The 26,245-nt window shown below is 38.5% G+C and carries 29 protein-coding genes, 1 pseudogene and 1 riboswitch; of the genes and pseudogenes, 28 read left to right on the top strand and 2 right to left on the bottom strand.

All coding sequences use genetic code 11. The features are described from left to right. The 5 genes from FFR60_RS10400 (at position 1) to FFR60_RS10380 (ending at position 3,310) form a co-directional block, all read left to right on the top strand. Positions 1-381, top strand: a complete 381-nt coding sequence (locus FFR60_RS10400) for a GNAT family N-acetyltransferase (protein ID WP_137664099.1) — start codon at positions 1-3, stop codon at positions 379-381. Beyond that, complete coding sequence (locus FFR60_RS10395; RefSeq protein ID WP_137664098.1) at positions 368-1,114, top strand: segregation/condensation protein A; 747 nt, start codon at positions 368-370, stop codon at positions 1,112-1,114. Before FFR60_RS10400 ends, FFR60_RS10395 begins: the two co-directional genes overlap by 14 nt. Beyond that, positions 1,111-1,692, top strand: a complete 582-nt coding sequence (gene scpB, locus FFR60_RS10390) for an SMC-Scp complex subunit ScpB (protein ID WP_088932361.1) — start codon at positions 1,111-1,113, stop codon at positions 1,690-1,692. Before FFR60_RS10395 ends, scpB begins: the two co-directional genes overlap by 4 nt. Continuing rightward, positions 1,692-2,408 (top strand): pseudouridine synthase, encoded by a 717-nt coding sequence (locus FFR60_RS10385; RefSeq protein WP_137664097.1) that lies wholly within the window; start codon positions 1,692-1,694, stop codon positions 2,406-2,408. Before scpB ends, FFR60_RS10385 begins: the two co-directional genes overlap by 1 nt. A 68-nt stretch (positions 2,409-2,476) precedes the next feature. Further along, positions 2,477-2,595, top strand: a riboswitch (FMN riboswitch). Between the two features lie 121 nt (positions 2,596-2,716). Next, on the top strand, positions 2,717-3,310 hold the full coding sequence (locus FFR60_RS10380) for an ECF transporter S component (protein WP_137664096.1): 594 nt from the start codon (positions 2,717-2,719) through the stop codon (positions 3,308-3,310). Between the two features lie 56 nt (positions 3,311-3,366). Here the strand turns inward: FFR60_RS10380 and FFR60_RS10375 are convergent, their stop codons facing one another. Next, positions 3,367-3,582, bottom strand: coding sequence for a ferredoxin (locus FFR60_RS10375; protein WP_088932364.1), 216 nt, complete (start codon positions 3,580-3,582; stop codon positions 3,367-3,369). Positions 3,583-3,610: 28 nt separating this feature from the next. Between FFR60_RS10375 and FFR60_RS10370 the strand changes: the two genes are divergently transcribed. The 11 genes from FFR60_RS10370 (at position 3,611) to FFR60_RS10320 (ending at position 15,081) form a co-directional block, all read left to right on the top strand. After that, complete coding sequence (locus tag FFR60_RS10370; protein ID WP_137664095.1) at positions 3,611-4,597, top strand: helix-turn-helix domain-containing protein; 987 nt, start codon at positions 3,611-3,613, stop codon at positions 4,595-4,597. After that, the gene (locus tag FFR60_RS10365; RefSeq protein WP_137664094.1) at positions 4,588-5,979 is read left to right on the top strand and encodes a RecQ family ATP-dependent DNA helicase; all 1,392 of its coding nucleotides are present in this window, start codon (positions 4,588-4,590) and stop codon (positions 5,977-5,979) included. The genes FFR60_RS10370 and FFR60_RS10365 overlap by 10 nt, the downstream gene beginning before the upstream one ends. 68 nt (positions 5,980-6,047) lie before the next feature. Then, positions 6,048-6,698 carry a LysM peptidoglycan-binding domain-containing protein gene (locus tag FFR60_RS10360; protein WP_137664093.1) on the top strand — a complete coding sequence of 217 codons (651 nt, stop codon included), beginning with the start codon at positions 6,048-6,050 and terminating at the stop codon, positions 6,696-6,698. 60 nt (positions 6,699-6,758) lie between these two features. Next, complete coding sequence (gene cmk, locus FFR60_RS10355) at positions 6,759-7,430, top strand: (d)CMP kinase (protein WP_137664092.1); 672 nt, start codon at positions 6,759-6,761, stop codon at positions 7,428-7,430. Positions 7,431-7,576: 146 nt separating this feature from the next. Beyond that, on the top strand, positions 7,577-8,797 hold the full coding sequence (rpsA, locus tag FFR60_RS10350; protein WP_088932369.1) for a 30S ribosomal protein S1: 1,221 nt from the start codon (positions 7,577-7,579) through the stop codon (positions 8,795-8,797). Between the two features lie 461 nt (positions 8,798-9,258). After that, positions 9,259-10,569: a ribosome biogenesis GTPase Der gene (gene der / locus FFR60_RS10345; protein ID WP_088932370.1), complete on the top strand. Its 1,311-nt coding sequence runs from the start codon at positions 9,259-9,261 to the stop codon at positions 10,567-10,569. A gap of 228 nt (positions 10,570-10,797) precedes the next feature. Then, a complete protein-coding gene (gene hbs, locus FFR60_RS10340) occupies positions 10,798-11,073 on the top strand; it encodes a non-specific DNA-binding protein Hbs (RefSeq protein WP_010744623.1) in 276 nt (91 codons plus the stop codon). A gap of 265 nt (positions 11,074-11,338) precedes the next feature. Further along, a complete protein-coding gene (locus tag FFR60_RS10335; protein WP_137664091.1) occupies positions 11,339-12,058 on the top strand; it encodes a hypothetical protein in 720 nt (239 codons plus the stop codon). 163 nt (positions 12,059-12,221) lie between these two features. Further along, on the top strand, positions 12,222-13,274 hold the full coding sequence (locus FFR60_RS10330; protein WP_137664090.1) for a hypothetical protein: 1,053 nt from the start codon (positions 12,222-12,224) through the stop codon (positions 13,272-13,274). Further along, positions 13,275-14,522, top strand: coding sequence for a tetratricopeptide repeat protein (locus tag FFR60_RS10325; RefSeq protein WP_088932372.1), 1,248 nt, complete (start codon positions 13,275-13,277; stop codon positions 14,520-14,522). A gap of 13 nt (positions 14,523-14,535) precedes the next feature. Further along, positions 14,536-15,081, top strand: a complete 546-nt coding sequence (locus tag FFR60_RS10320) for a YpiB family protein (RefSeq protein WP_088932373.1) — start codon at positions 14,536-14,538, stop codon at positions 15,079-15,081. 40 nt (positions 15,082-15,121) lie between these two features. On the opposite strand, the gene FFR60_RS10315 is transcribed toward FFR60_RS10320, so the two are convergent. Further along, positions 15,122-16,012 carry a YitT family protein gene (locus FFR60_RS10315; RefSeq protein WP_137664089.1) on the bottom strand — a complete coding sequence of 297 codons (891 nt, stop codon included), beginning with the start codon at positions 16,010-16,012 and terminating at the stop codon, positions 15,122-15,124. A 170-nt stretch (positions 16,013-16,182) separates the two neighbouring features. Between FFR60_RS10315 and FFR60_RS10310 the strand changes: the two genes are divergently transcribed. From FFR60_RS10310 to FFR60_RS10255, 12 genes and pseudogenes are all read left to right on the top strand, one after another. Further along, positions 16,183-16,533 carry a nucleotide pyrophosphohydrolase gene (locus tag FFR60_RS10310; RefSeq protein WP_088932374.1) on the top strand — a complete coding sequence of 117 codons (351 nt, stop codon included), beginning with the start codon at positions 16,183-16,185 and terminating at the stop codon, positions 16,531-16,533. Next, positions 16,530-17,747 (top strand): CCA tRNA nucleotidyltransferase, encoded by a 1,218-nt coding sequence (locus FFR60_RS10305; protein ID WP_137664088.1) that lies wholly within the window; start codon positions 16,530-16,532, stop codon positions 17,745-17,747. The genes FFR60_RS10310 and FFR60_RS10305 overlap by 4 nt, the downstream gene beginning before the upstream one ends. Then, positions 17,744-18,106 (top strand): thioesterase family protein, encoded by a 363-nt coding sequence (locus tag FFR60_RS10300; RefSeq protein WP_137664087.1) that lies wholly within the window; start codon positions 17,744-17,746, stop codon positions 18,104-18,106. Before FFR60_RS10305 ends, FFR60_RS10300 begins: the two co-directional genes overlap by 4 nt. Positions 18,107-18,178: 72 nt before the next feature. Beyond that, positions 18,179-18,631 (top strand): hypothetical protein, encoded by a 453-nt coding sequence (locus FFR60_RS10295; RefSeq protein WP_088932377.1) that lies wholly within the window; start codon positions 18,179-18,181, stop codon positions 18,629-18,631. Between the two features lie 226 nt (positions 18,632-18,857). Beyond that, complete coding sequence (locus FFR60_RS10290) at positions 18,858-19,439, top strand: MarR family winged helix-turn-helix transcriptional regulator (protein WP_137664086.1); 582 nt, start codon at positions 18,858-18,860, stop codon at positions 19,437-19,439. Between the two features lie 115 nt (positions 19,440-19,554). After that, positions 19,555-21,435: pseudogene (locus tag FFR60_RS10285) on the top strand (ABC-F family ATP-binding cassette domain-containing protein). 51 nt (positions 21,436-21,486) lie between these two features. Further along, positions 21,487-21,981 carry a dihydrofolate reductase gene (locus FFR60_RS10280; RefSeq protein ID WP_137664085.1) on the top strand — a complete coding sequence of 165 codons (495 nt, stop codon included), beginning with the start codon at positions 21,487-21,489 and terminating at the stop codon, positions 21,979-21,981. A 110-nt stretch (positions 21,982-22,091) separates the two neighbouring features. Then, entirely contained in the window at positions 22,092-22,931 is an 840-nt protein-coding gene (locus FFR60_RS10275) for a DegV family protein (protein WP_137664084.1), read from the top strand. Between the two features lie 51 nt (positions 22,932-22,982). Then, positions 22,983-23,834, top strand: a complete 852-nt coding sequence (locus FFR60_RS10270; protein WP_137664083.1) for an SGNH/GDSL hydrolase family protein — start codon at positions 22,983-22,985, stop codon at positions 23,832-23,834. Next, positions 23,834-24,448 carry a YpmS family protein gene (locus FFR60_RS10265; RefSeq protein ID WP_137664082.1) on the top strand — a complete coding sequence of 205 codons (615 nt, stop codon included), beginning with the start codon at positions 23,834-23,836 and terminating at the stop codon, positions 24,446-24,448. The genes FFR60_RS10270 and FFR60_RS10265 overlap by 1 nt, the downstream gene beginning before the upstream one ends. A 33-nt stretch (positions 24,449-24,481) precedes the next feature. Then, on the top strand, positions 24,482-24,703 hold the full coding sequence (locus FFR60_RS10260; RefSeq protein WP_137664081.1) for a YozE family protein: 222 nt from the start codon (positions 24,482-24,484) through the stop codon (positions 24,701-24,703). A gap of 82 nt (positions 24,704-24,785) precedes the next feature. Beyond that, positions 24,786-26,207 (top strand): S41 family peptidase, encoded by a 1,422-nt coding sequence (locus FFR60_RS10255; protein ID WP_137664080.1) that lies wholly within the window; start codon positions 24,786-24,788, stop codon positions 26,205-26,207. Positions 26,208-26,245: the final 38 nt, after the last annotated feature.

The raw sequence follows: 26,245 nt of genomic DNA, 5'->3' as shown, positions 1-26,245 counted from the left end.
ATGCTTACTCAATATCGAAAAAATCAGCGAAAAATTGCGATGGGGCTTTTAAGTTTTCATGAAAGCTTAAAAGATCAACAACATTTACTAAAAGAAATCGATACATATGAAGGCGATGATCGTTACCAACTGTATTGCTATTATGATGACAATTCTGACAACGTACAAGGTGTAGTCGGTGTGAGTCAGTTAGAGGATCAGGAAATTGTACTTCACGATATCAGTTTGAACCCTTCTTATCGAGGAGAAGGGATTAGCATTACTATGATGGATGAGTTGCAAGCGATGTATCCAAATCAAAAAATTATTGGAACACCTGCTACCTCCGCCTTTTTAGCAAAATGGCAAGAACATAAGCGAGGGCAAGATGGAAACAATTAGTTTAAAATTAGATGTTTTTGAGGGTCCGCTTGATCTTCTGCTGCATTTAATCCAACAGTTGGAAATCGATATTTATGATATCCCAATTGCAGAAGTGACAGAGCAATATATGAATTTTATTCACGCCATGAAAACCTTAGAATTAGAGGTGGCTGGTGAGTACTTAGTTATGGCAGCAACCCTTATGTCAATTAAGAGTCAAATGCTGTTGCCAAAGCCAGAGCTAGAATTTGATTGTGATGATGAAGAAGGTGAAGACCCTCGGGAAGCCTTGGTTCAACAGCTTTTGGAGTATCGCAAGTACAAATATGCGGCTTCTGTCTTATCTGAGAAAGAACAAGAAAGAAGCTTGTTTTATACCAAAGCGCCGATGGACCTTTCTGAATATGAAGACGAAATTTTGCCATTACCAAAAAATCAATTAAATACGATTGATCTTTTTTTAGCACTACATGACGTATTGCAACGTAAAAAAAGAAATAAACCGATTGAAACAACAGTTACTACTGAGACAATCACTGTTGATCAAAAAGTAAATGAAATTGGTCAACGACTGGCAAAATTATCTGAGTCTGAAGGCTTGCCATTAGAGTCTTTTTTTGTGCAATATACGAAAGACGAAATGATTACGACCTTCATGGCTCTTTTGGAATTAATGAAAAAGGGGCAAGCTTCGGCAACTCAGGAAGAAACATATGCACCAATCTTGATATTTAAAGGAGCCGTTATATGAATCAATTAAGTCAAATTGAAGCGATGCTTTTCGTGGTGGGAGAAGAAGGAATCAGTTTAGAGGAAATGGCCTTCACTTTAAAAAGACCCATGCCGGAAATATATCAGAATATTATTGATCTAAAAGATTCTTATGAGAATAATGAAGCTTCTGCGCTTACTCTTTTAGAAGTGGGCAATCACTTTGTGTTAAGTACAAAAAAAGAATTTGCTCCATTGTTAAAAGAATTTGCTCGGTCCCCAATGGCTAATCGTCTGAGTCAGGCAGCTTTGGAGACACTCTCAATTATTGCCTATAAGCAGCCTGTGACGCGATCAGAAATTGATGAGCTTCGTGGTGTTCAATCCAGCGGTGCAGTGCAAACGCTGGTGGCACGGCAATTAATTGAGGATAAAGGACGCGTGGATGGTCCAGGACGGGCGATTTTGTATGGAACAAGCGATTACTTCATGGATTATTTTGGGCTGAAAGACATGGAAGAACTACCGGATGTCCAAAAGATGGAAGAAGATTTAGCGGATGAGGATGAGCCTTTGGACTTGTTTTATGACCGTTTTAAAGAAGAGGATGAACAATAATGGAAAGATTACAAAAGGTTATTGCCCATGCAGGGATTGCATCGCGTCGTAAAGCCGAGGAATATATTACTGGCGGACGGGTGAAAGTAAATGGCGAAGTTGTTAAGGAGTTAGGAACAAAGGTTGGCAAGAAAGATATTGTCGAGGTCGATGGTGTGCCGATTTATCAAGAGGAACCGGTGTATTATTTATTTTATAAACCTCGTGGAGTTATCTCCGCTGTGGCTGATGACAAAAATCGAAAAGTCGTGACAGATTATTTTTCGGCTGTACCTGAAAGAATTTACCCAGTCGGACGATTAGATTATGATACATCTGGTATTTTACTTTTAACCAATGATGGAGATTTTTCACAACGATTAGCTCATCCTAAGCATCAAATTGATAAGGTTTATGTGGCTAAGGTGAAAGGTTATGCAGAAAAAAGGAATCTTCTACCTTTAACAAAGGGGATTCGTATCGAAGGAAAAAAGACAGCACCTGCCCGGTTTGAAATCCTTTCGACTGATAAGAAGGCTGAAACGAGTATTGTGGAGTTAACAATCCATGAAGGTCGAAATCATCAAGTTAAAAATATGTTGGCAGCAGTTGGTTTGCCTGTTCAAAAATTAAAGCGGGAACGCTATGGCGATCTGACCTTACAGGGCTTGCGACCAGGGGAATATCGTCGCTTAAATACAAAAGAAATCAATACGCTGTTAAACCAATCAAGATAGTCAAAGTCATTTACTTGTTTTTTGATAGTAAAATTGTTATAGTGAATCTACAATAAAAAATATTTAAGGTTCGTCTTCAGGGGCAGGGTGAAAATCCCGACCGGCGGTAATAGTCCGCGAACTGCGCAAGCAGCCGAATCGGTGTAATTCCGATACCGACAGTACAGTCTGGATAAAGAAGATAGAGCTTATTTGGGTGAGTCTGTATTCAAGTAACTCTATGCTTTTTCTGAAGCATAGAGTTTTTTTTGCGGTGAAGCAACACTCAAATAGTTCGATGAAGATGATTCCGAAACGGAGGATTTCATATGAAGAACTTAAAGTTACAAAAAATGACAGCAGTAGCAGTGGCAGCAGCAATGGGATTGATTTTACAATTTATCGCTTTTCCGATTGTCCCAATGTTTCCTTTTTTAAAGCTAGATTTTAGCGATATTCCGGTCTTAATAAACATGTTTATCTTTGGACCGTTAACAGGGATTGCAACTGCATTTATTCGTTCATTGCTCCATTTAACCATGAGCGGTTTTTCCTTTGATAACATGATTGGCGATTTTGCCAGCTTCTTTGCATCAACTTTGTATACATTACCGATTTTCTTAATGTTTAGAAAAAAGACCACTTCAAGAAGAGTATTGGGTCTTGGATTAGGCATTCTAGCGATGACATTGTCTATGAGCATTGCAAATTATTTTGTGATCACACCGCTTTACTTAAAAGCCTTTGGACTTTCCGCTGGTCAGATGTTAGGAATGGGATTAGGCCGCTATATATTAGTAGGAATCGTTCCGTTTAATATACTTAAAGGAATAGTCGTCAGTTCGGTGTTTTTAGTATTACATGCAAAATTATTGCCTTGGTTAACAAAAAAGACACTGACTTCACAGCATCATTCAGTATAATTTGGTAAATCAAAAATCTCAGACAAAACGTCTGAGATTTTTTTTGCAGATGTGTGTTATGATGATTTCTGATATAAGATGGCATGAGAAGGACAACGCTTGGCAGATTGAACAACTGCTGCTTGTTGATCTTCAGGAATAAATTCGTGTGTCGCATCAGGCTCGCCCACAAAAAGTACGAGGCCATCATCTGTATAATCAAAAATTTCTGGCGCGATCGTTTGGCATAAACCACAAGCGATACAACGCTCAGGAATGATTTCGCATTTCATTTTTTCACCTTCCACAGGAGATTTTACTATGACATTTTTTATTTTAACGTTATTTCAGACGGGCTACAAGTTAAGAACCTCTACCTTATATCATTTATTAGTAGGCAAGAGGACTAGTTCCGTTTTACTTCACGGTTTTTTTTACAAAAATTTGGCTTTTTTAGGAGCGTTGCCGAATTTGAAGGAAGAAATGTTTCAAAAAGAGCTACAGCGATTGATTGATCTTCAATTGATTTTAGTTGAAGAAGGCTTTGGAGAGCTAACATCAAAAGGGGAAAAAGTATTATCGAAGGAGACTTTTGACTTAACTGGCTTAAATAATCTACGTTACGGCCGGATGCGAGAGAATTCGTGGCAGCTGGTCTTATTTGCAGTGCAAGTTGTCAGTAATTTATCTTTTAACGAAAAAAACTATCTTCCAATCGAAAATAGGCCCTACTATCTGCAGCAAATAAAAAATTGGTTGGCACACTCAGAAACTAATCTGTTGGAAAAGTTTCAACAAGAATTAGTAATTATTTTTCAAACGTTGGCGCAAGAGGAAGCAGATTTTTTAGCAAACCAATTTTCTGGCTTTGGTTTTCAAGGTAAAACCGCCTTTCAGCTGATTCCTGAGAAATGGCAAGAAACCCCGTGGAATCTGGTTTATCGCCAGAAAGTAATTGATTTGTTTTTAGCACGTGTTCAGGATGGCGAACTATCAAGATTATTATCGAATTTGGATCAGCAAAACATTAATCAAAGCATGTTGAAGACGAAAGAGTTCTTTTTAGCGGGAAAGACAATCGATGAGATTTTAGCCTTACGCCATTTAAAACAAGGTACTATTAATGATCACTTTATTGAATGGGCATTAATGGATGAAAAATTTCCTTTTGAAAAATTTGAGAAAATCGATTTTACTACTTTGGATGAAAATAAAGTAGTAAATGCACATTATCAAGATTACGAAGTATCCTATTTAAATTTCCGTTTGTCACAAATCTATTATTTGAGGGAAAATCAATGGAACTAATAGAGTTGCTAAAAACAAAATTTAATTATAATCAATTTCGTCCTGGGCAACAGGAAATCATCGAGACGCTTTTAAAAGGGAATTCGGTGCTGGGAATGCTGCCGACAGGAACTGGGAAGTCTTTGTGTTATCAATTGCCGGGATATTTACTCGAGGGGACGGTAATTGTGATTTCACCATTAATCTCTTTAATGGAAGATCAGGTAGCGCAATTGCAGCGTCTAGGTGAAAAGCGTGCTGTTTCCTTAAACAGTTTACTCTCATCTTGGGAAAAACAATGGGTCCTAAACGAAGCACATAAATATAAGTTTATCTTTATGAGCCCAGAAATGTTTTTGACACCTAATGTTCAAAAAACATTACAGGCAATGAAATTATCTTTTGTTGTGGTTGATGAGGCCCATTGCATTTCTCAGTGGGGAATTGATTTTCGACCAGAATATTTGAAACTGGCTGAAGGAATAAAAAATGCGGGTGCATCTTTAATTCTAGCGTTGACCGCTACAGCCACTAGAGCGGTTCGTCAAGATATACAGCGTTTATTATTTGATGATAAAGCACAAGAGTTTGTTTATTCTGTTGATCGACCCAATATTAGTTTTTTTGTTTATCAGGAGGATAAGAATAAAAAATTACAAGAGCTGGTCGAATCGTTAAACGGGTCAGGTATTATTTATTGTGCTACAAGAAAAAAAGTTGAAGAATTGTATCATGCGCTTAAACAAAAACATGCTGTTGCTTATTATCACGGAGGGCTCAGTGGACAAGAAAGACGTATGCTGCAGCAGCAGTTTTTAGCTGGAGACTTGCAGCTGCTAATTGCGACCAATGCATTTGGAATGGGGATTAACAAAGACAATATTCGATTTGTCATTCATTATGATCTGCCAGACTCGCCAGAAAATTACCTGCAAGAGGTTGGGCGTGCGGGCAGAGACGGCCGACCTAGTCAGGCGATTCTGCTTTACGAAGAAAGGGATGAGTATATCCATCATTTCTTGCAAGAGCAGACGAATCAATCAAAAAAATTATTTGAAATCAAACAAAAAATGAGTGATTTGGTATTTGAAGATCCGTTAATAAAAAAATGGGAGCAGTTTTTTCCTAATCAAGAATCACGCTTGCTAGATTTATTAAGTCAACGTGGAACAACAAAGAAGCTGCAATTACAAAAAATGCTGGATTATATTTCAACAACGGATTGTCGTCGAGATTTTTTAGTGTCCTATTTTGATGAGACGCTTTCTGATAAGAATCCAAACTGTTGTGATAATGATGGTGCTAATTTAGCAGTCAAAACTAGTCAAAAGCTGGTGCTTGAAACATCGTTTCATTGGCAAAAGATATTTCAAAAAATTTTTAAAAATGATGTGAAAGATTGAAAATTGCCGCATATTTTTTTAGAGCTATGGTATAATACATGGCGATAGCATTTAGGAGGTTAGAGAAATTGAGTAGAAAAGATCGCTATAACGATACGAACAACGAACCGTGGGATCAACATATTTACGAATCTGATAGTGAAGAAGAAACTTATTCACGCAGCCAGTCTCGTCGTAGTGGTGGTGGTAACAAAGGTGGCGGAAATACAAAATTCTTGACGATTCTAGTCGCATTATTGTTAGCCCTTATTTTGATTCCAGCTGGTGCTTTTTTCTGGATTACTCGTGGAAATGATAAACCAGCGGCCTCTCCTGAGAGTACGACTCAGGTATCTAAGGTTTCATCAACAGAAAAATCAAGCACCGAAGAAAGCAGTACTGAAGAAAGTACCGCTACAACAGATTCAGAAGCAAATCAACAAGAGCAACAACAAGCTGCAGATCAGCAAGCACAGCAAGCTGCTGCAGAATCTCAAGCTGCCGCACAATCTCAAGCAGCAGAAGCATCACGCTCTGCCGCAGCAGCTGCACAGCAAACAACACCTTCTTCAGACACAACGAATGATCCAAACGCACAATATGGTACGGTTCAATCGGGCGAAGGTCCACAACAAATCGCTGGGCGCTATGGTTTAAGTGTAGATGATTTCTTAAGACTTAATGGAATGGATAGAAGTAATTTCTATTTTGATCCAGGTCAACAAGTGCGTATTAAATAATTTGAATACTTTGCCGTAATCGCTAGCGATTACGGCTTATTTATTGAAAAGAGGCAGAACATGGAAAAAATTTCAATTGCAATTGATGGCCCGGCATCTTCAGGAAAGAGTACAGTGGCTAAGATCTTAGCCAGCGACTTTAATTTTATTTATGTCGATACTGGCGCGATGTATCGCGCTATTACTTTTTTAGCAATCAAGCATCAAGTAGCTTTTTCGAATGAGAAAGCTTTAGTAGATTTGACAAGAAAATATCCGATTACCTTCAAGCAATCTGATCGTGGACAATTAGTATTTGCAGATGGTGAAGAAATTACCCAAGCGATTCGACAGCCAGATGTAACCGCGGCTGTTTCGGAAGTATCCGCTCATGGGGAAGTACGGGCTGAGCTGGTTGAAGCGCAGCGTCAATTGGCCGAAGCCGGGGGAGTCGTGATGGATGGACGAGATATTGGTACAACTGTCTTACCAAAAGCGCAAGTAAAAATCTTTCTGGTAGCAAGTGTCGAAGAACGGGCCCAACGTCGCTACAAAGAAAATCAAGAAAAAGGAATCGAGATGGATTTTGAAGCAATCAAAGAGGCCATCGCAAAACGTGATTATCTGGATTCACATCGTGAGGTTTCACCGCTTGTTCAAGCTGCTGATGCAGAATTGGTCGATACGACTGGAATGTCGATTGAACAGGTAGTAACGAAGATTAAAGAGGTTATTTACTCAAAAGGTTTCTAAATTTCAGCTAAAATCGATAAATAAAGCGAATTTCTTTCAAATTTTTAGAAAAAAAGAAGAAATCGCTTTATTTTTCATGTGGATTATTCTAAAATAGAACATGTAGTGTATTTTACGCAGAATTGTTGGTAAGGAGGACAAACGACATGACAGAATTAGAACAAAATTCGATGGAAAACGAAAATGTTTCCATGGAAGCAGCAATGGAAAGTGTGCATGAAGTTCAAGTTGGCGATATTGTTAAAGGTGAGGTGCTCGCCTTAGAGGATAAACAAGTTATCGTTGGTATTGAAGGTGCAGGAGTAGAAGGTGTAGTTCCTGCCAAAGAACTTTCAACATTACCTGTTGAAGATATCAATGAAGAAGTCAAGGTTGGCGATATTCTTGATTTAGTCGTTATCTCTTCTATCGGAAAAGACAAAGAAAATGGTAGTTATCTCCTTTCTAAACGTCGCTTGGATGCGAAGAAAGTTTGGGAAGATATTGAAAAAGAATTCAAAGATGGGAAAATTATCGAAGCACCGGTAACTAGTAGCGTCAAAGGTGGTTTAGTTGTTGACGTGGGTGTACGTGGTTTTGTACCTGCATCAATGATTGATGATCATTTTGTTGATGATTTTTCAGTCTACACTGGGAAAACATTAAAATTCAAAATTATTGAAATCGAACCTTCAGAGAATCGTTTGATTCTATCTCATAAAGCAGTTGTCGAAGCTGAAAAGGCTGAGAAGAAAAAAGAAATTCTAGCTGATCTATATGAAGGTCAAGTAATCAAAGGTCAAGTTGCTCGTTTAACAGACTTTGGTGCTTTCATTGATCTTGGCGGAATTGACGGATTGGTTCACGTGTCAGAGATTTCTCATAGTCATGTGGCGAAACCAGCAGATGTTTTGAATGTAGGCGATGAAGTAGAAGTTCAAGTACTTTCTGTTGATCCAGAGAAGGAACGTATCTCATTGTCAATTAAAGCAAATCTGCCTGGACCTTGGACAGATATTGAAGAAAAAGCGGCACCAGGTTCCGTACTTGAAGGAACAGTGAAACGCTTGACTAGCTTCGGAGCTTTTGTTGAGATTTTCCCTGGAGTAGAAGGTTTGGTTCACATTTCTCAAATTTCACATAAACATATCGCAACACCACATGAAGTTTTACATGAAGGTGATCAAGTACAAGTGAAAGTTTTGGAAGTGCATCCTGAAGATCATCGTGTGGCTCTTTCAATCAAAGCTTTGGAAGAAAAACCTGAAGAAGCGAAGGCAGAACCTGTTGAAGAAGAATCCTATGAATTACCTGAAGAAAACACTGGTTTTACTATGGGTGATATTTTAGGTGACGCTTTAAGTGATGACTCAGAGGATAAAGAGTAATTAATACATCTAAAGGTGTGCGTAAGCACGCCTTTTTTTCGTCTAAATTTGTTGGAGAAAATGGTGTACTTTACTGAAGCATTGAGTAAAATAGGAACAACAAAGTGTAACTTTATCATTATTTAATAGATGAAAGCGGCTCCTTCTCTTGCAAGAAGGAGCTTTCTTGGTTAAACTAAGGAGAATTTGAAAAAAGAATGCAGCCGCTAGTTCTACTTCTTGCTTTTTTAAGATTAGTAGAAGGGTATGTAATTGAATCTAAAATAGATTTTGTGGAAATTTATTAAAATAATTTGAAATTACCCTAGTTTTTTATTATACGTTTTTGGTGGATGTGATAGTAGATCTACTACTTTCAAATGAATATCGAACGTAGTTACCAAAAGGATAGATACTATGAGCATCGGGCTCATTTTTTTTGAAAAAAATTTAATTCATTAATAGGAACGGGGAGTAAATTTATGTCAAATCCTACAATTGCAATCGTTGGTCGTCCGAATGTCGGAAAATCAACATTGTTTAATCGAATCGCAGGTGAACGTATTTCGATCGTAGAAGATACGCCAGGCGTTACTCGGGATCGAATCTATGCAAAAGGCGAATGGCTGGATCATGAGTTTTCAATCATTGATACTGGTGGAATTGATATCGGCGACGAGCCATTTATGGAGCAAATCAAGCAGCAAGCGCAAATTGCGATTGATGAAGCAGATGTCATTTTGCTTGTAGCAAGCGGAAAAGAAGGGGTCACTGATGCTGATGAAGCAGTGGCGAAGATTTTGTATCGTAGCAAAAAACCAATTATTCTAATGGTAAATAAAGTCGATAATCCTGAAATGCGCAATGATATTTATGAATTTTATTCATTAGGTTTGGGAGAACCCTATCCTGTTTCCGGTAGTCATGGACTAGGGCTTGGTGATGTGCTGGATGAGGCGGTCAAGCATTTCCCTGATGATAATGAAGACGATGAGGACCAATCGATCAAGTTTAGCTTGATCGGTCGACCAAATGTTGGGAAATCTTCATTGATCAATGCTATTTTAGGAGAAGATCGAGTAATCGTATCAGATATTGAAGGCACTACTCGAGATGCAATTGATACGAAATTTGTTGGTGAAAACGGTCAAGAATTTACAATGATCGATACGGCTGGAATGCGAAAACGTGGAAAAGTTTACGAAAACACAGAAAAGTATTCCGTGATGCGTGCTATGCGCGCAATCGATCGTTCTGATGTTGTTCTTGTGGTTTTAAACGGCGAAGAAGGAATCCGTGAACAAGACAAGCGAATTGCTGGTTATGCGCATGAAGCTGGTCGTGGTGTGATTATCGTGGTTAATAAATGGGATCTAGTCAAAAAGGATACCAATACCATGAAGAAATTTGAAGAGGAAATTCGTGATGAGTTTGCTTATTTGGATTACGCACCAATCGTATTCGTTTCAGCAATGACGAAACAACGATTGAATAAAATTCCAACAATAATCGAAGAAGTCAGCATGAATCAAAATTTAAGAATCCCTTCTTCTGTTTTGAATGATATTATCATGGACGCAGTAGCGATCAATCCAACACCTACTGATAAAGGAAAGCGATTGAAGATTTTCTATGCTACTCAAGTTGCGGTGAAGCCGCCGACATTTGTAGTATTTGTTAATGAAGAAGAGCTGATGCATTTCTCATACGCACGATTTTTAGAAAATCAAATTCGAAAAGCATTTGAATTTGAGGGAACTCCGATAAAAATAATTGCTCGCAGAAGAAAATAAGGTATTTTATCATACTTTTATTTTGGTGACAACAGATTTCTCCGAATGATAAAACAACCATGAATTTTATCCCATTAATTGCTAAAAACCTTGCTAACATAAGGTTCTTATGCTATCGTTATAAAAGAATATTGACCAAATCAATATTTCTTAGCTGATGACTGGACCACTCAGTTATCAGTCGATGTTTACGCATCACTACTCATTTCTCAGGAGGTGAATTCATTCATGGCAAACAAAGCAGAATTGATCGAAAAAGTTGCAGCAGCTACTGACTTAACTAAGAAAGACGCTACAGCTGCTGTCGATGCTGTATTTTCAACAATCCAAGACGCATTAGCTGAAGGTGAAAAAGTTCAGTTGATCGGCTTCGGTAACTTTGAAGTACGTGAACGTGCGGCCCGCAAAGGACGTAACCCACAAACTGGTGAAGAAATCGAAATTCCAGCAAGCAAAGTACCTGCATTTAAACCAGGTAAAGCGCTAAAAGACGCAGTTAAATAATTTTTGCTGCTAAAACCGTTATGACTCTTTAGTCATAGCGGTTTTTTGTTTAAAATGAAATTTGATTTAAATGATACTAATTTCTACAGGATATCGTTATTTCACCCAATTTGTAACTTATTTTTTATTTTACGAAAGGCTTTTCATAGGATAAAATGAAGTAGAGAATTTCACTTTTTTTGTTGGAGCAGCTTACTGAGTCTACAGAAAATGATATACTGCTTATTGACGAAATAAATGGAAAAGGGAGAAAGAGGGTGAAGCGATGTCAAAGGAACGACTTTTTTATGTTGAAAAAAACGATTCTTGGCATTCATATGATTTTCTGGCACAAAGACAAAATGATCCTAAATGGCGAAAAGCTTTTTTAGAGGCGGATGCACTGCTGGAGCGAGAAGATAAGAAAAGGAAACGTCGCAACTTTATAATATTACTAGTATCGGTTCCTTTATTGTTGATTCTTGTGTTGGTAGGATTGTATTTCTACGGATCTACTGATGAGGAGATTGTTCCAAAAAGAGAAATAAGCTTGAATGATTCGACATCGGTCTCTACTATGCCAACGGACGCATCGAGTACTGTCGATACATCCAGTGTTGGGCAAGTATTAACCACACCTTGGGGCGAGCAGGTCACAGTTTTGCGTGTTCTGACAAATGGTGAACGGGTCATCAAGGAGGGCTATTCACCATCCGATTTGAATGGTGACGGATTGTTGACCTTTGAAGAACTTTCGGAAGTAGAAAAAAAGGCAAATCAAGGGAATCAACAGCAATACCAACAGCCGCAGCAAAACTATCAACAACAGCCTGAGCAAAATTATCAGCAGCAGGAAACACCGCAGCAGGAGCAGAATATTCAGCAACAAACGCCTCAGGAAAATCAGCAAGGCGTACAGCCAAGTCAATCAAATACTCAGCAGGCTCCTTCAAATCAAGAAGGAACGCCAATTCAGGGTCAACAAAATATACAACAGGGTCAATGATCATATGAGCTTTAAATAGTGTGAAATTTACAAATAAGAATTTCTAATAATCCGGATTCTTTTTTATTCTTATAATAATAGAGCTGAAATATCCGAAAGCCTTTCGCAGATTTGTTGCGGGAGGTTTTTTTGTAGTATAAAATAAAGAAAACGGGGTGATCGGATGGAAGTAACGTATCGAAATAAACAAAATGAGACGCTAATTATTTATGGAGAAACGGTCGCTTCAATGATGCGTAAAAAAGATCTAAAGAACAAACAGATACTTTTTTGCGGCAATCAGCGCTATTATGATTTGTACGCGGAGAAGCTGCGGCAATTTATTCCTAAAAGCAGCACGCATGAATGGTTTATCACGCCGAATAACCGTTATTGCAACACGATGGAAAATTTTCAAGAATTGATCAGCTTTCTTGATCGCTTCAGTCGACAGAACGAAACTATTTTTATGGGGATCGGCAACGAAGGAGTCATTGAACTGCTGGGATTCACGCACCATGTTGCGAATTTTCAAGCAGAGTTGTGCTTCTTACCTGTTTCATTGCGATCGTTTGCGCAAAGCTTATCTTTTGTAGACCAAATTGTTTCAGATAAAACGTTAATGACAGTGATGGAGATTGAGGAAGCACCGAAAAGTATCTTGTTTGATCATACTTTAGCAGATCAGCAAAAAACGGGGAAAATGGTCGATCTTTTAACGTTGATTCGTTGTGGGATCGTCTGTGACTATCCATTTCTACAAAGTTTATACGTGAACTTTCCAACGCGTGAAGCTCTATTGCAGCATTCTTTTTCGGCTTTTAGTGAGACTTTGATCAATTATTACCAAGAAAACAGCCGACAGCTGCGCAGGTTTGGGAAAACCTTTGAAAAAGCTTTTTTCCAAACAGAGAATGGTTCACTGTTGTCGAACAGTATGAAGACGATGTTTGGCTTGTTATTTGAGTTAGCGTGGAACGTGACAGCAAGCGATCTTCATTTCAATTTCAAAAATTTTATGATATGGTTGGTGCGATTAGGATTTCCAATCATGATGCCTGAAGGAATCTCTTTGGCTGATTATGGTCAGCAGGTGATTGCTTTAGCGCAGGAGAAACCATTGGCTGGGTTAGTCCAAGTCGGCGAGGTCGGCATGAACAAAATTCCGACTGAAAAAGAATTGCTTCGAACATTTGAAGCGTATCAAAAAATAGTTACAGAGATCAGGGGAGAATAGATGTCAAGTTATAGTGAAAAAATGCTCGCAGCATTGAAGGATGAAAATTTAACAGAAGCAAATTTGTTGTTTGAAGCGGCATTGAAAAAGGATGATCCAGAGATTTTAGCAAGCTTGGCTGAAGAGCTGCAGGCGCTAGGTTTCATAGAAGAAGCCAAACGTGCTTTAGAAAAATTGTTGAAGGATTTTCCTGAAGAGGATGTTTTTTATCTTTCTTTAGCCGAGATTGCTATCGAAGATGATCTTATTGATGACGCGTTTGAGTACTTAGAAAAAATCAAACCTGAAAGTGAGAATTACTTAGAAAGTTTGTTAGTGACAGCTGACTTATATCAGGTTTTAGGCATTCCGGAAGTCAGCGAAGCGAAGCTGCTGCAGGCTAAAACAATTGCGCCAGAAGAACCGTTGATCACCTTTGCTTTGGCGGAATTACATTTTTCTGCTAATCAATTAGGAGAAGCGATTAATGATTACGGTCAGCTTCAGAAACAAGGGATCGATGAAATCGCGAATATCTCTATTGATGAGCGCATTGGATCGGCTTATAGTATGATGGGCGGTTTTGAAGAAGCGATCCCATTTTTAGAGCGAGCTTTAGAAAAAGAGCATACATCTGATCGGTTGTTCCAATTAGGCTTTACGTATTACCAATTGCACGATCATCAAAAAGCAATCAATTATTTACAGGAGTTGATTACGATTGATCCGCAATATCAAAGCGGCTATTACTATTTGGCCGATAGTTTGAAAGAAGAAGAATTGCTGGAGGAAGCTTTGGTTGCTGCTGAAGAGGGCGTCAAGGAAAACCCTTATCAAGTGGAACTACTGCATATGGCTTCTGAAATCGCGTATCGTTTACGTGATAGCAAGAAGGCTGAAGAATTGTTGTTACAAGCATTAGAAACAGGAGATAAAACGGATGAAACGTTGTTGACGTTAAGTAATCTTTATCTCAATGAAGAGCAGCCTGATAAAGCGATCGAAATGATTAGTCAGATGGATGAAGAAGATAATCCTTACGCCGCATGGAATCTGGCTCAGGCCTATAATGAACTGGAAGACTTCGATGCCGCACGTACTTATTACAAGCAGGCTTACGAAGACTTGGCTCATGAACCAGACTTTTTGAAAGCATATGGAATCTTTTTACGAGAAGATGGTCAATTAGAACCGGCACGAGCTGTTTTGACGAACTACTTACAATTAGAACCGGGTGATTTAGAAGTACAGTCATTACTAGAAGAGTAGAGAGGTGAGAGAAATGATCGATGTAGGTGAAAAACGTGAATTTCTCGTGTGGTTGATTAATAATGTGAGTTTTCAACGACGCGAAGTAATTTGGATTTTAAATTACTTGATTAATCATGAAGCAATCTTGCGAAATGTCCACATCGTAGAACAAGCGCTAGAAACAAAACGAGGATTGGTTTTTCGAGATATTACTCAACGTGAGGAGCCAATGGTGTTTTCGATTGAAGGCCATCAGTTTTCTAACAGTGATCAAATTTTTCATGAGATTCGTCTGCATTGGCAACAGCCTTTATACTTGGAATGTGTTTTTCCCAATTCTTGGCAGAACGCCCAGTATTTATCAGTTCTTGAAGACAATCCCGCGCTTTCATGGAATGATAATGTCAGTGAGGAAATTGTGACAGAGGTCGAAAACTATTTGAAGTTTCAGGAACAGGAAGCGCAAGTAGATTTATTGAAGAAGCAGATTGATATGGCCTTAGAAGATGGTGACAAAGAGGCTTTCCTAATTTTGTCAGATGAATTGAACAGACTTAAATTATCTTTACACGAATAAAAATACCGCAGACAATCAAAAAATTGTCTGCGGTATTTTTTTAATTACTTCGTTTTAAAGTAAATCTTCGTCGCTGCGGTTTTAAGTAGGTAAAGCCTTCACCTTCTACGTCATGGACATTGCTGATTAGAATAAAAGCTTTTTCATCAACTGAATGAATAAGTTTTTTTACTTCATTGATTTCTTGCTGTGAAACGACGATATAGACGATGCGCTTCATATCTGAGGAGAAGCCGCCTTCCCCATGAAGATAGGTAACGCCGCGTTCTAGATGAGCCATCAATAACTCCGCGATCACGTTACTTTCATTGGAGATGATCATCACACCTTTGGCAGCATATCCGCCAGAAGAGAGCATGTCAACTACTTTACTAAATACAAACGACACAATCAGTGTATACATCATGCGTTTCAAATCCAAATAAGTCAGTGAGCAAAGTAAAACGATGATGTCAAATACTAGTAATGACTTTCCCATCGTGAAGCCGAATTTTTGTTCTAAAATCCGCGCGATAACATCTGCCCCGCCAGTCGTCCCACCATTTCGATAAACCAGTCCGCTGCCGAACCCTGCAAATAAACCTGCTAAGATAGAAACGATGAATAAATCGTGATCCAAATTGATCTGTAAAGGAATCCGCTGCCAGATCCATAAAAAAACAGACAAACAGACCGTACCCAAAATTGTATAATAAAATGATCGTTTACCCAAAATTTTTCCACCGATTAAAATCAATGGGATATTAATGATCAAGGTTGTATAGGCAGGATCGATGCCAAAAAGCGCTCGAATGATCAAAGTGATACCGGTAACGCCGCCCTCTGCTAAGTGATTCGCAATATTCAAATAAACTAGACCAAATGCATATATGGCTGTACCTACCACAATAAAAAGAATTTCTCTGATCCGTGTAGACATAGTCGTTTCCATACGACACCTCCTGATTTTAATTGAATGAAACGAGTAAAATAGAAAATTTGGATTGATATTGATCAAGTCAAAAATTAGTCCTCAACCAACATAGCATGAATTTCAGTTACTTACAACAACATGATAGGAAACAAATCTGTTTTTTGATAAGATAGGTTTGAGGTGGTTTAATGAATGAAAAGACAATGAAAATCATGCAACAAGAAGTTGATGATTATATACAACAATTCAAAACTGGTTATTTTTCTCCATTAGGACAAATGGCCCGTTTAACAGAAGAGGTCGGTGAGTTGGCTCGGGAGGTCAACCATTATTATGGTGAAAAAGCAAAAAAAGCTTCAGAAAAACCAAATTCGGTTGAAGAAGAATTGGGAGATGTTTTATTTGTTACGATTATCATGGCAAATTCACTAGGAATTGATTTGACAGAAGTCTTTAACCATAATATGGAGAAGTTTAATCAACGTGATCGCTTTCGATTTGAGCGTAAAGATGGTCTGACAGAAGGTGATATTAAATGAAATTAGAAGCTTTTCCGCTCGAGTTTCAAGGTGCGATGCCGATCTTACGCAAACTACAGAGCGCGGGTTATGAAGCCTACTATGTTGGCGGCAGTGTCCGCGATATTCTTTTAAATAAGCCGATTCACGATGTAGATATTGCAACAAGTGCTTTTCCGGCAGAGGTGAAGGAACTGTTCCATCGCACAATCGATGTAGGGATCGATCATGGAACTGTAATGGTAATCACAAAAGAGGCGACATATGAAGTCACGACTTTTCGAACAGAGTCGACTTATCAAGACTATCGTCGACCTGACCATGTAGAATTCGTCCGCTCCCTTAAAGAGGATTTGAAACGACGCGACTTTACGATTAATGCTTTAGCGGTCGGGATTGACGGTACTGTGATCGATCTTTTTGACGGCTTAGACGATCTGCGAAATAAAGTATTGCGAGCGGTGGGGAATCCTTACGAACGTTTTCATGAGGATGCCCTACGGATGATGCGGGCGCTGCGATTTGTCAGTCATCTAGGTTTTACTTTAGAGCCGGATACCTTTGAGGCAATCCAAGAATATCATTCTTTATTAGCAAAAATTTCTGTAGAACGGATCAATGTGGAGTTTGTTAAATTGATGATGGGTTCTTTTCGTGAGGCAGGGCTGTGTTCCTTTGTGGAATCTGAATGCTACGTTTATTGCCCTGGTTTAAGGAATTACGGTGAAGCGTTGTTAAACTTCTCAGAACTTCGCGGGCCGGCGATTCCTACTGAACGACAGGCCTGGACGTTATTAATGACGATGTTGGATATGAATATTACGAATATTCGTCATTTTATGAAGGAGTGGAAATGTTCGAATCAATTGATTCGCGAAGTTACCGAAATGGTGCCTGCACTGCAATTTCGCCTTAAATACGAATGGGATAACTGGACTTTATATCAGTTGGGCAGAGAGCTAGCACTTTCAGTTGAATACTTGCTTTACTATTTCGATCGTGAACCGAATTTAGCAAAGATCCGGCTGCTTTATCAATATCTACCGATTAAATCTTTGAAAGAATTGGCAGTGAAGGGCAACGAAGTCATGGATCATTTTGATTATCCTCGGGGATCATGGATCAGTATGACGTTAAATGCTTTAGAACAAGAAGTAGTCGAAGGAAAATTGAAAAATGAGAAGCAAGCATTATTAAGCTTCGCAGCGATTTTTCTGGAAAAGGAGATGTCATGAAAAGATTAACAAAACTATATCGAGTAACGGAGAATCAAACAGCCTTGCAAATGGGATCTGGTGATTTAGAAGTTTTGGCTACACCAGCATTAGTTGCGATGATGGAGAATTGTGCGAAACTTTTAATCGCACCCGAGCTTTCCGCCGAGCACACCAGTGTTGGTTTCAAGATGGAATTGAAGCATTTGGCTCCAACAGCCGTGGGCTCAGAGGTAAAAATCGAAGCGCAAATCGAAGAGGTGGTTAAGAATAAAATTTCTTTTTCCATCAAAGCCTTTGATAAGGAGCAATTAATTGGTGAAGCTTTTCATCAAAGAGTGATCGTCGAAACTGCAGCTTTTCTAAAAAAATTGAAGTAAGAGCACAACATGTGACCGTTTACTCAAGGTATGCTAAACTTGAATTTAGATCAGTAGTGAGGAGAATGCAGAATGGCAAGAGAAATGACAGCGTTAAAATTCTATTTTCGTAATGGCGAAACATGGACAATCGATCGTCGTTACATTGGCGATTTGTGGATTAAACAAATTACGACAAGTTTTGGAAGAATTCATGGCAGTGAGTTTGTAGAAATACATCCATGTGCCGGCTTCAAGATTGAGATTTATCAAGAGGGCGATCATGTTCAAACGACGGATATCAATTTAGGCGGATTAGAGCTTGGTATGTTCGAACGGGCACGCAAGTTCGAAGACATCGAACGCATGGAAATAATTTACCGTGCGGGACATCCTGATTCAGTCTACTTCCCTTACAAGGACAAAGATAACGAAGGCTTAGATAATGTCTATCAATCGACAAAAGTTTCAGAAAAGACCAAGAGTTTATATATCGTCATTGATCCAAACCAAAATGTTGATGACGTTTATGGAGAACAATTTTAATTGATTAATTGACAAGCATCCTGCTTAAATGGGTGCTTGTCTTTTTTTAACCTCAATGAGGTTGAAAATTGTGTATAGATATATCATCAATGAGAGTATCGTAGATGATGAAATTTAAAAAAAATGTTAAGGCACCTGAATAATTAGTGTGAAAGACTTGGATTAATCTTCAGGTACCTGTATTATATAAATATAAGGTACCTGAACAAAAAAGGAGAGATCTATCATGGAGAATCAAATGAATGAACAATTTATGAAGCTGCAACATAATTTACGTCGCTATTACCATCGTCAAATGGCAAAAAATCAAGGGTTTGGACCACATCGAGGGCAAGGACGCGTTTTAGCCTTATTAAAAATGAATCCTGAAATCAGTCAAAAGGATTTAACTTTTGTTTTAGGAATGCGGCCGCAATCTGTTGGAGAATTATTACAAAAACTTGAAGACAAAGAATTTATCACTCGAGAAGCATCCGAGGAAGATCGTCGTATCATGATTATTCGTCTGACGGAACTTGGCAAAGAAGAAGCAGAAAAAATTTCTGAAACGCCAGACTTTGGTGAAGAATTATTTGCGGATTTTAGTGAAGAAGAAAAAGCAGAATGGTCACGCTTAGTTGAAAAAATAAATGACACATTAAAAAATCAATTAGGAGAAGATGATTCCGAAGAATTTTTTGGCGGCGGAAGGGGTTTTGATGGTCCACGACCTCATCACGGACACGGGCCTCATGGATTTGGTGGATCACATGGTAATTGTTCAGGTCATGCCCATCACTTTGGCGAATTTAAAGGCTTCAACTGGTAAGCTGCAAAGAATAAAAGCCTATAAATTTAAATAGTAAGAAAGCTGTAAGGGAAAAATTTCCTTTATGGCTTTTTTTTGTTACAATAACGGAGAGAAATTTGAGGATGGTTCAGAGATGAAAGAATTAAAAGTTACAGAGTTATATAAGACCTTTGGTGATAAAACATTATTTGACCGCATCTCTTTTTTGATTCATGAAAAGGATCGAATTGGTTTGATCGGGGTCAACGGAACAGGAAAATCCAGTCTATTAACTATTTTAGCTGGTAAAGATAGCGGCGACGGCGATGTTTCGGCGATTGAAAAGGCCAGTGATTACCGAATCGGCTATTTATCACAGGAGCAAAATTTTTCTGATGAAACATTGGTTTTGGATGCTGTTTTTCAAGGAAACAATCCATTAATGCAGACAGTCCGTGAATACGAAAAAGTCTTGCTGGAATTATCGGTTGATAATAATGCAGATACCCAACGAAAATTTACGTTAGCAGAAGAAGCGATGAATAAGCAAGACGCTTAGACAGCTGATAGTGAAGCCAAGGCAATCTTGAATAAGTTAGGTATCGATACCTTAGACAAAAAAATCAGCGAACTTTCCGGTGGGCAGATAAAACGAGTGGCATTGGCGCAAGTTCTGATTGATGCACCTGATCTATTATTATTAGACGAACCAACTAACCATTTGGATTACGATGCAATCCAGTGGTTAGAGAGCTATTTAAAAAACTATACTGGTTCACTTTTGATGGTCACTCATGACCGCTATTTTTTAGATCATGTAGCGAATCGTATTTTTGAGCTGTCTTTTGGCAAACTGTATGAGTATCAAGGGAATTACGAAGCTTACCTAATAGAAAAGGCAGAACGTGATCGCATTTCTGTTGAACAAGAGGGCAAAAGAAAGCAACTATTCAAACAGGAATTGGCTTGGATGCGAGCGGGTGCTAAGGCACGAACGACCAAACAACAAGCAAGGATCAATCGATTTGAAGATTTAAAAGAAAATTTACATCAAGTTAAAACTGATGGTCAGCTTGAAATGAACATTGCAACAACTCGTTTAGGCAAAAAAGTTTTAGAATTAAAAGAAGCTTCTTATTCAATTGAAGGAAAAACGCTTCTGGATCATTTTGACCTTTTGATTCAAACAAATGAACGTCTAGGGATCACTGGTAAAAATGGAGCTGGAAAATCAACTTTGCTCAATATTTTAGCTGAGCGAACCCCACTAGATAATGGAGTAATTGAGGTCGGTGAGACAGTTCGTTTGGCCTATTATACCCAGCAAAATGAAACATTAGATCCCAATAAGCGGATGATTGCTTATTTACAGGAAGCAGCCGAAGAGGTAAAACAACGAGATGGTTCTCAGATCAGTGTAGCTGAAATACTAGAACGATTTCTTTTTCCTCGTTTTATGCATGGCACGTTGATTGGAAAATTATCCGGTGGTGAGAAAAGACGTCTCTATTTATTGAAGTTATTAATTCAACAGCCGAATGTCTTGTTGTTAGATGAACCGACCAATGATTTAGATATTGCAACCTTAACCGTTCTGGAAGATTACTTGCACGATTTTTCGGGAGCAGTGATTACAGTTTCTCATGATCGTTATTTCTTAGATAAAGTTGCAGAAAAACTGTTGATCTTTGAAGGCAACGGCAAAATCGTTTCTTATTTTGGTTCGATTATGGATTACTTGGAACAGCAAACAACAAATAAGGAAGAAAAAGCTGTTAAAATGAAGCCACAATCGCAACCCAAAGAACGCAAGAAAAAGCTTTCCTATAATGAGCAAAAAGAATGGGAAACGATAGAGGACGATATTGCCTTGCTGGAAAATAAAATAGAGGAACTAACAGAAACCATGAATCATCAAGGCGATGATTTCACTAAGCTGCAGGATCTTCAAAAAGAAATAGATCAAACTGAACAATCCTTAGAAGAAAAGATGGCCCGTTGGGAGTATCTAAGTGAAATAGTGGAAGAAAATTAATCTGTTTATTAAAAGAGCAATAATAAATACTATATAAATAGGAGGAATATTATGCTGATCGCGATTTGGGCGCAGGATAAAAATGGTTTGATTGGTAAGAACAATCGCTTACCATGGCATCTGCCAAATGATCTACGCTTTTTTAAAGAAACCACGATCAATCACACCTTAGTGATGGGCCGTAAAACGTTTGAGGGAATGGGTGGCCGACCATTGCCGAACCGTCAAACGATCGTTTTGACTAGGGATAAGGATTATCAAGCTGAAAATGTAATGGTGATGCATTCATTAGACGAAGTTCTTGCCTATGATCAAGCGAATAAAGGAAAGACCTTTATTGCTGGAGGTTCTGCTATTTATACAGAATTTATGCCCTACTGTGAAAAAATCTATCGAACTTTTATCGAAGATTGTTTTGAAGGGGATGCCTATTTTCCTGAGGTATCTTGGAATAAGTGGCAGCTGACAGAGCGAAAACAAGGACCAAAAGACGAAAAAAATCCTTATCGTTATTATTTTGAAACTTATGAAAGAGCCGAGAGCTAGTGATACGGTTTTTTCAAGATTTGTAAAGAAATAGTTTCAACAATGATTTATTTCATGAGGTTTGATATACTGAAATTAATTTGAAACTAGGTATGGAAAGAAGGATCATAATGCCAAATGTTAAGATTGTAACCGACTCTTCTTGCACGATTGAAAAATCTGTACGAGATGAATTAAATATTACTGTAATCCCGTTATCAGTGATGATTGATGACGTGGTTTATCCAGATGATGATGAGTTGACTGGGGAGCGATTCATGGAGATGATGGCGCAGGCCAAAAACCTGCCTAAAACGAGTCAACCGCCGATTGGCTATTTTGCAGAACTCTATGATGAGCTAGGAAAAGATGGCAGTTCAATCGTTTCCATCCACATGTCTCATACATTAAGCGGTACCGCTGAAGCTGCGCGACAAGCTACATTTTTAAGCAGCAGCAATGTAACAGTCATTGATTGTGGCTTTATCGACCAATCGCAAGCCTTTCAAGTAATCGAGGCTGCTAAATTAGCTCAGACAGGCGCTACGCTGGATGAGGTTTTAGCAGGCGTTGAACAAGTAAAGAACCATAGCAAGTTATTCATCGGTATCTCTTCACTTGATAACCTTGTAAAGGGCGGGCGTATTAGCCGAGTAGCAGGAGTCATTTCCAGTGTACTTAATATGCGTGTTGTCATGGAACTTGAAAATGGCGAGCTGCTGCCGATAACAAAAGGCCGCGGTAAAAAAACGTTTAGTAAATGGTTTGCATCGTTTATGGATGAACTTGCAAAAGTCAATGTGAAGCAAATTGGAATATCCTATGCGGGTAAACTGGATTTTATTGATGAGGCTAAACAAGCACTGCAGGAAATGTTCCCTGATATGCACATTCCAGTTTTGCATACCAACCCAATTGTTGCTACACATACGGGACCTGGGGCCTTTGCAATCATGTATTACACAGATTAGTTGTACCTGCCTCTAGCAATAGAGGCGTTTTTTTACAAAAGGAGTAGATGAATGAAACGATTTTCAACGATATTGATTCCATTAGCAGCAGCTGTGGCTACCTTACTCATCCTTTTCTTGACAATTCCTAAAGCAGACTCGCGAATTCATGTTGTGAAGGATGAAAGCCAGAACTATAAAAAATCGGTTCACTTTGTTGCAGTGGGAGATTCACTGACTGAAGGAGTCGGTGATGAAACTAAACGTGGAGGCTATGTGCCTTTAGTAGCGGATGCTTTACAACAAAATTTTGAGTTGTCTTCTGTTGAGAAAGATAACTATGGCGTTTCTGGTGAACGCAGTGATCAAATCTTAAAGCGCGTAAAAAAAGATTCTGATTTGCGAAACAGTTTAGCCAGTGCGGACATTATTACGATGACGGTGGGAGGAAACGATCTCTTCCAAGCATTTCAAAAGAATCTCAATGCTAAAACCGCTAAGCAATTTGACCGTTCAATCAAAAAATATGGTACGCAAGTCAGCGATATTTTAACTGAAATGCGAGAATTAAATCCTAAAGCGCCGATTTACGTAGTCGGCATTTATAATCCGTATTACTTGAACTTTCCAGATATCAAGGCGATGCAGACAGTTGTAGACAATTGGAACGATGAGACTGAAAGTTTGACAAAGGAAACAGCGAATTGCTTTTTTGTTCCTGTGAACGATTTATTATACAAAGGGATCGCAACCAAAGATACTGAGGAAACGACTGAAAGCTCAAGCTCTGAGGTTAAAAATAATGCACTTTATGATGAGGACAATTTCCATCCGAATAACTTAGGCTACCAATTGATGGCTACGGCTATTCGAGAAAAAATAGTTGATACGAAGGATTTATGGTTAATAAAGGAGAGCAATTAATGGAAGAAACGAAGAAGAAAATCAATGGTTGGAAAATTGCTTTTCTGATTTTGATCGGCATCATTTTAGGCGGTATTATTTTCTCAACGGTTAGAATATTTACCGCACGAGAAACAAATCTGCCACCAAGCAGTGAAACAACAGTACCCAAAGGTTCACCTGTTTTATCGATGAATACAAATAAGAAAAAATTGAATACTGTGATGGAATATTTTTTGAATGATTTGCAAAAGGGATCAGACGTCAAATACGAATTCTATTTAGAAAACCAAGCTATGCTAAAAGGTGAATTTAAAATTCTAGGTGCAAAAGTCGACTTTTATCTTTACTTTGACCCATATGTTATGGATAATGGCAATGTTCAATTAAAAGCCCGTGATTTGTCGATTGGTTCTTTGAATTTACCCGTGAGCCAAGTGATGGCAACCGTTAAGCGCGGATACAAATTTCCTAAATGGGTAGCTATCGATGCAGAAGAGCAAACAATTGTTTTGAAATTAAATGAGTTCAAATTGAATAACGGCATGTTTATCAAAGCAAACCACATTGATCTTGTCGGTGATGATATTCAATTCAGTTTGTATTTACCAAAAGAAAAGAAGTCGAACGATTGATCAGAATCATTAGTAATCATCGAGGTGAAATAAGTGAGAAGAAGCTTTTATCATTATATCTTGACACAGCGTGGACATCGACCCAATGATCCTGTCGAAGCTTTTGCCGGAGCAGTTGCAAAAGATATCATGTTTCCAAAACAATCGGAGGATTATCATGAGATTACTGACTACTTGGAGTTAAGTGTCGATTATTTAGACTCGATGGATCTTTTTGATCAAGTTTGGGATAAATATCAAGAAAACAATAAATAATTAAGAAGGAAAAGTTGTGGAAGGCTTTTCCTTTTTTTTCTAGCGTGCTATCATGAAAAAAAGGGTGAAAGGAAAATGCGCCTTGCAGAAAAAAACGTTACCAGTATCGATTTTTTTAATATCGATTGTATGTACTATTGTTATCACTGCGGTAGTAACTCATTTTATTGAACAAAAACAAGCGATGGACAATGACTCGGTTGTTAAAATCACTAGAAATGATCTAGACGATGTCCAAGATCTGTACGATCTGATCAGCACAAATTATGTCGATAAAGTTGATAAAGAGCAGTTGATTCAAGGAGCTCTTAAGGGAATGACCGAATCCTTGCAAGACCCTGAATCTGAATTTTTAACAGCAAAGGAAACGAAAGAATTAAATGCGAAAGTAGCTGGTAGCTTTGAAGGAATCGGAGCTAACCTACAACTTGAAAATCGCCTGCCTGTGATCGATCGTGTGCCTGTCAAAAATTCTCCCGCTGAAAAGGCGAAGCTGAAGGCTGAGGATATTATTCTGGAAGTAGATGGTAAGAAGACACAGGATAAGTCATTAGATCAAGTGTCGAGCATGATTCGGGGGAAAAAAGGCACACAAGTCAAACTATTGATCCAACGGAATGATGAAAAATTTGAAGTATCAATTGAAAGAGATGTCGTACCAGAAGACACAGTCAAAGGAAATCTTGATAGAAACGATAAGTCGATCGGCTCCATTCAAATTGATAATTTTCGCGAAACCACAGCATTAGAATTTCGAACGATTATTGAGCAATTACGTAAAGAAGGTGCGAAATCTTTTGTTATTGATTTACGGCAAAATTCGGGTGGATTAATGGCAGAGGCGGAACGCGTAGCGAGCTATTTTCTCGAAAACGGGGACACCATCGCTCAATTTTCAAATAACAAAAAAGTCATTTCGATTGATAAAGCGGGAAAAAAGATTGACCAAGGTTTCAAAGTCAAAGAACCAACTGTTTTTTTGGTTGATCAAGAAAGTTCTTATGGTGCCGAACTGCTAGCAGCTGCAGTTAAGAGTAAAAATTATCCCATTATTGGAGTAAATACCTTTGGCAAAGGCAGTGTGCAGAGTCTCAGTCAGATTGGAAAAGACAATTATGTTCAGTTAACAATCATGAAATGGTTTGCGCCGGATGGGACCTCAGTAGAAGGAAAAGGTGTTGCGCCGACCATCGAAGCGGATTATCCCGAATACGCAAAGCTTCCACCGATTTCGAAGCAGTCTAATTGGCGTATCGGCGATTCTGGCGATGCGATTGAAAACATCAATACGATGTTAAAGGCCTTGGGCTATCCCACCGATGGCGATTCCTTTAATGAAGCTACAAGAGATGCTGTAGCGGAGATTCAAACCGAAAACAACCTATCGGCAACCGGTGCGTTGGATGATAAAACGATCGATGCTTTGCAAGAAAAAGTATTCGAACTTGTCAAATCTAATGATGTCGCCTATGCTAAAGCTATTGAAACGCTCAAAAATAAGTAACAGAGTTTTATTCAGGTGCTTTTTGTTACAGGGAGGGG

Origin of the sequence: Enterococcus hulanensis (assembly GCF_005405485.1) — a bacterium.
Taxonomy (GTDB): domain Bacteria; phylum Bacillota; class Bacilli; order Lactobacillales; family Enterococcaceae; genus Enterococcus_A; species Enterococcus_A hulanensis.
Note: the sequence above shows the minus strand (reverse complement) of the source record. Positions and strands in the feature narration are given on the sequence as shown.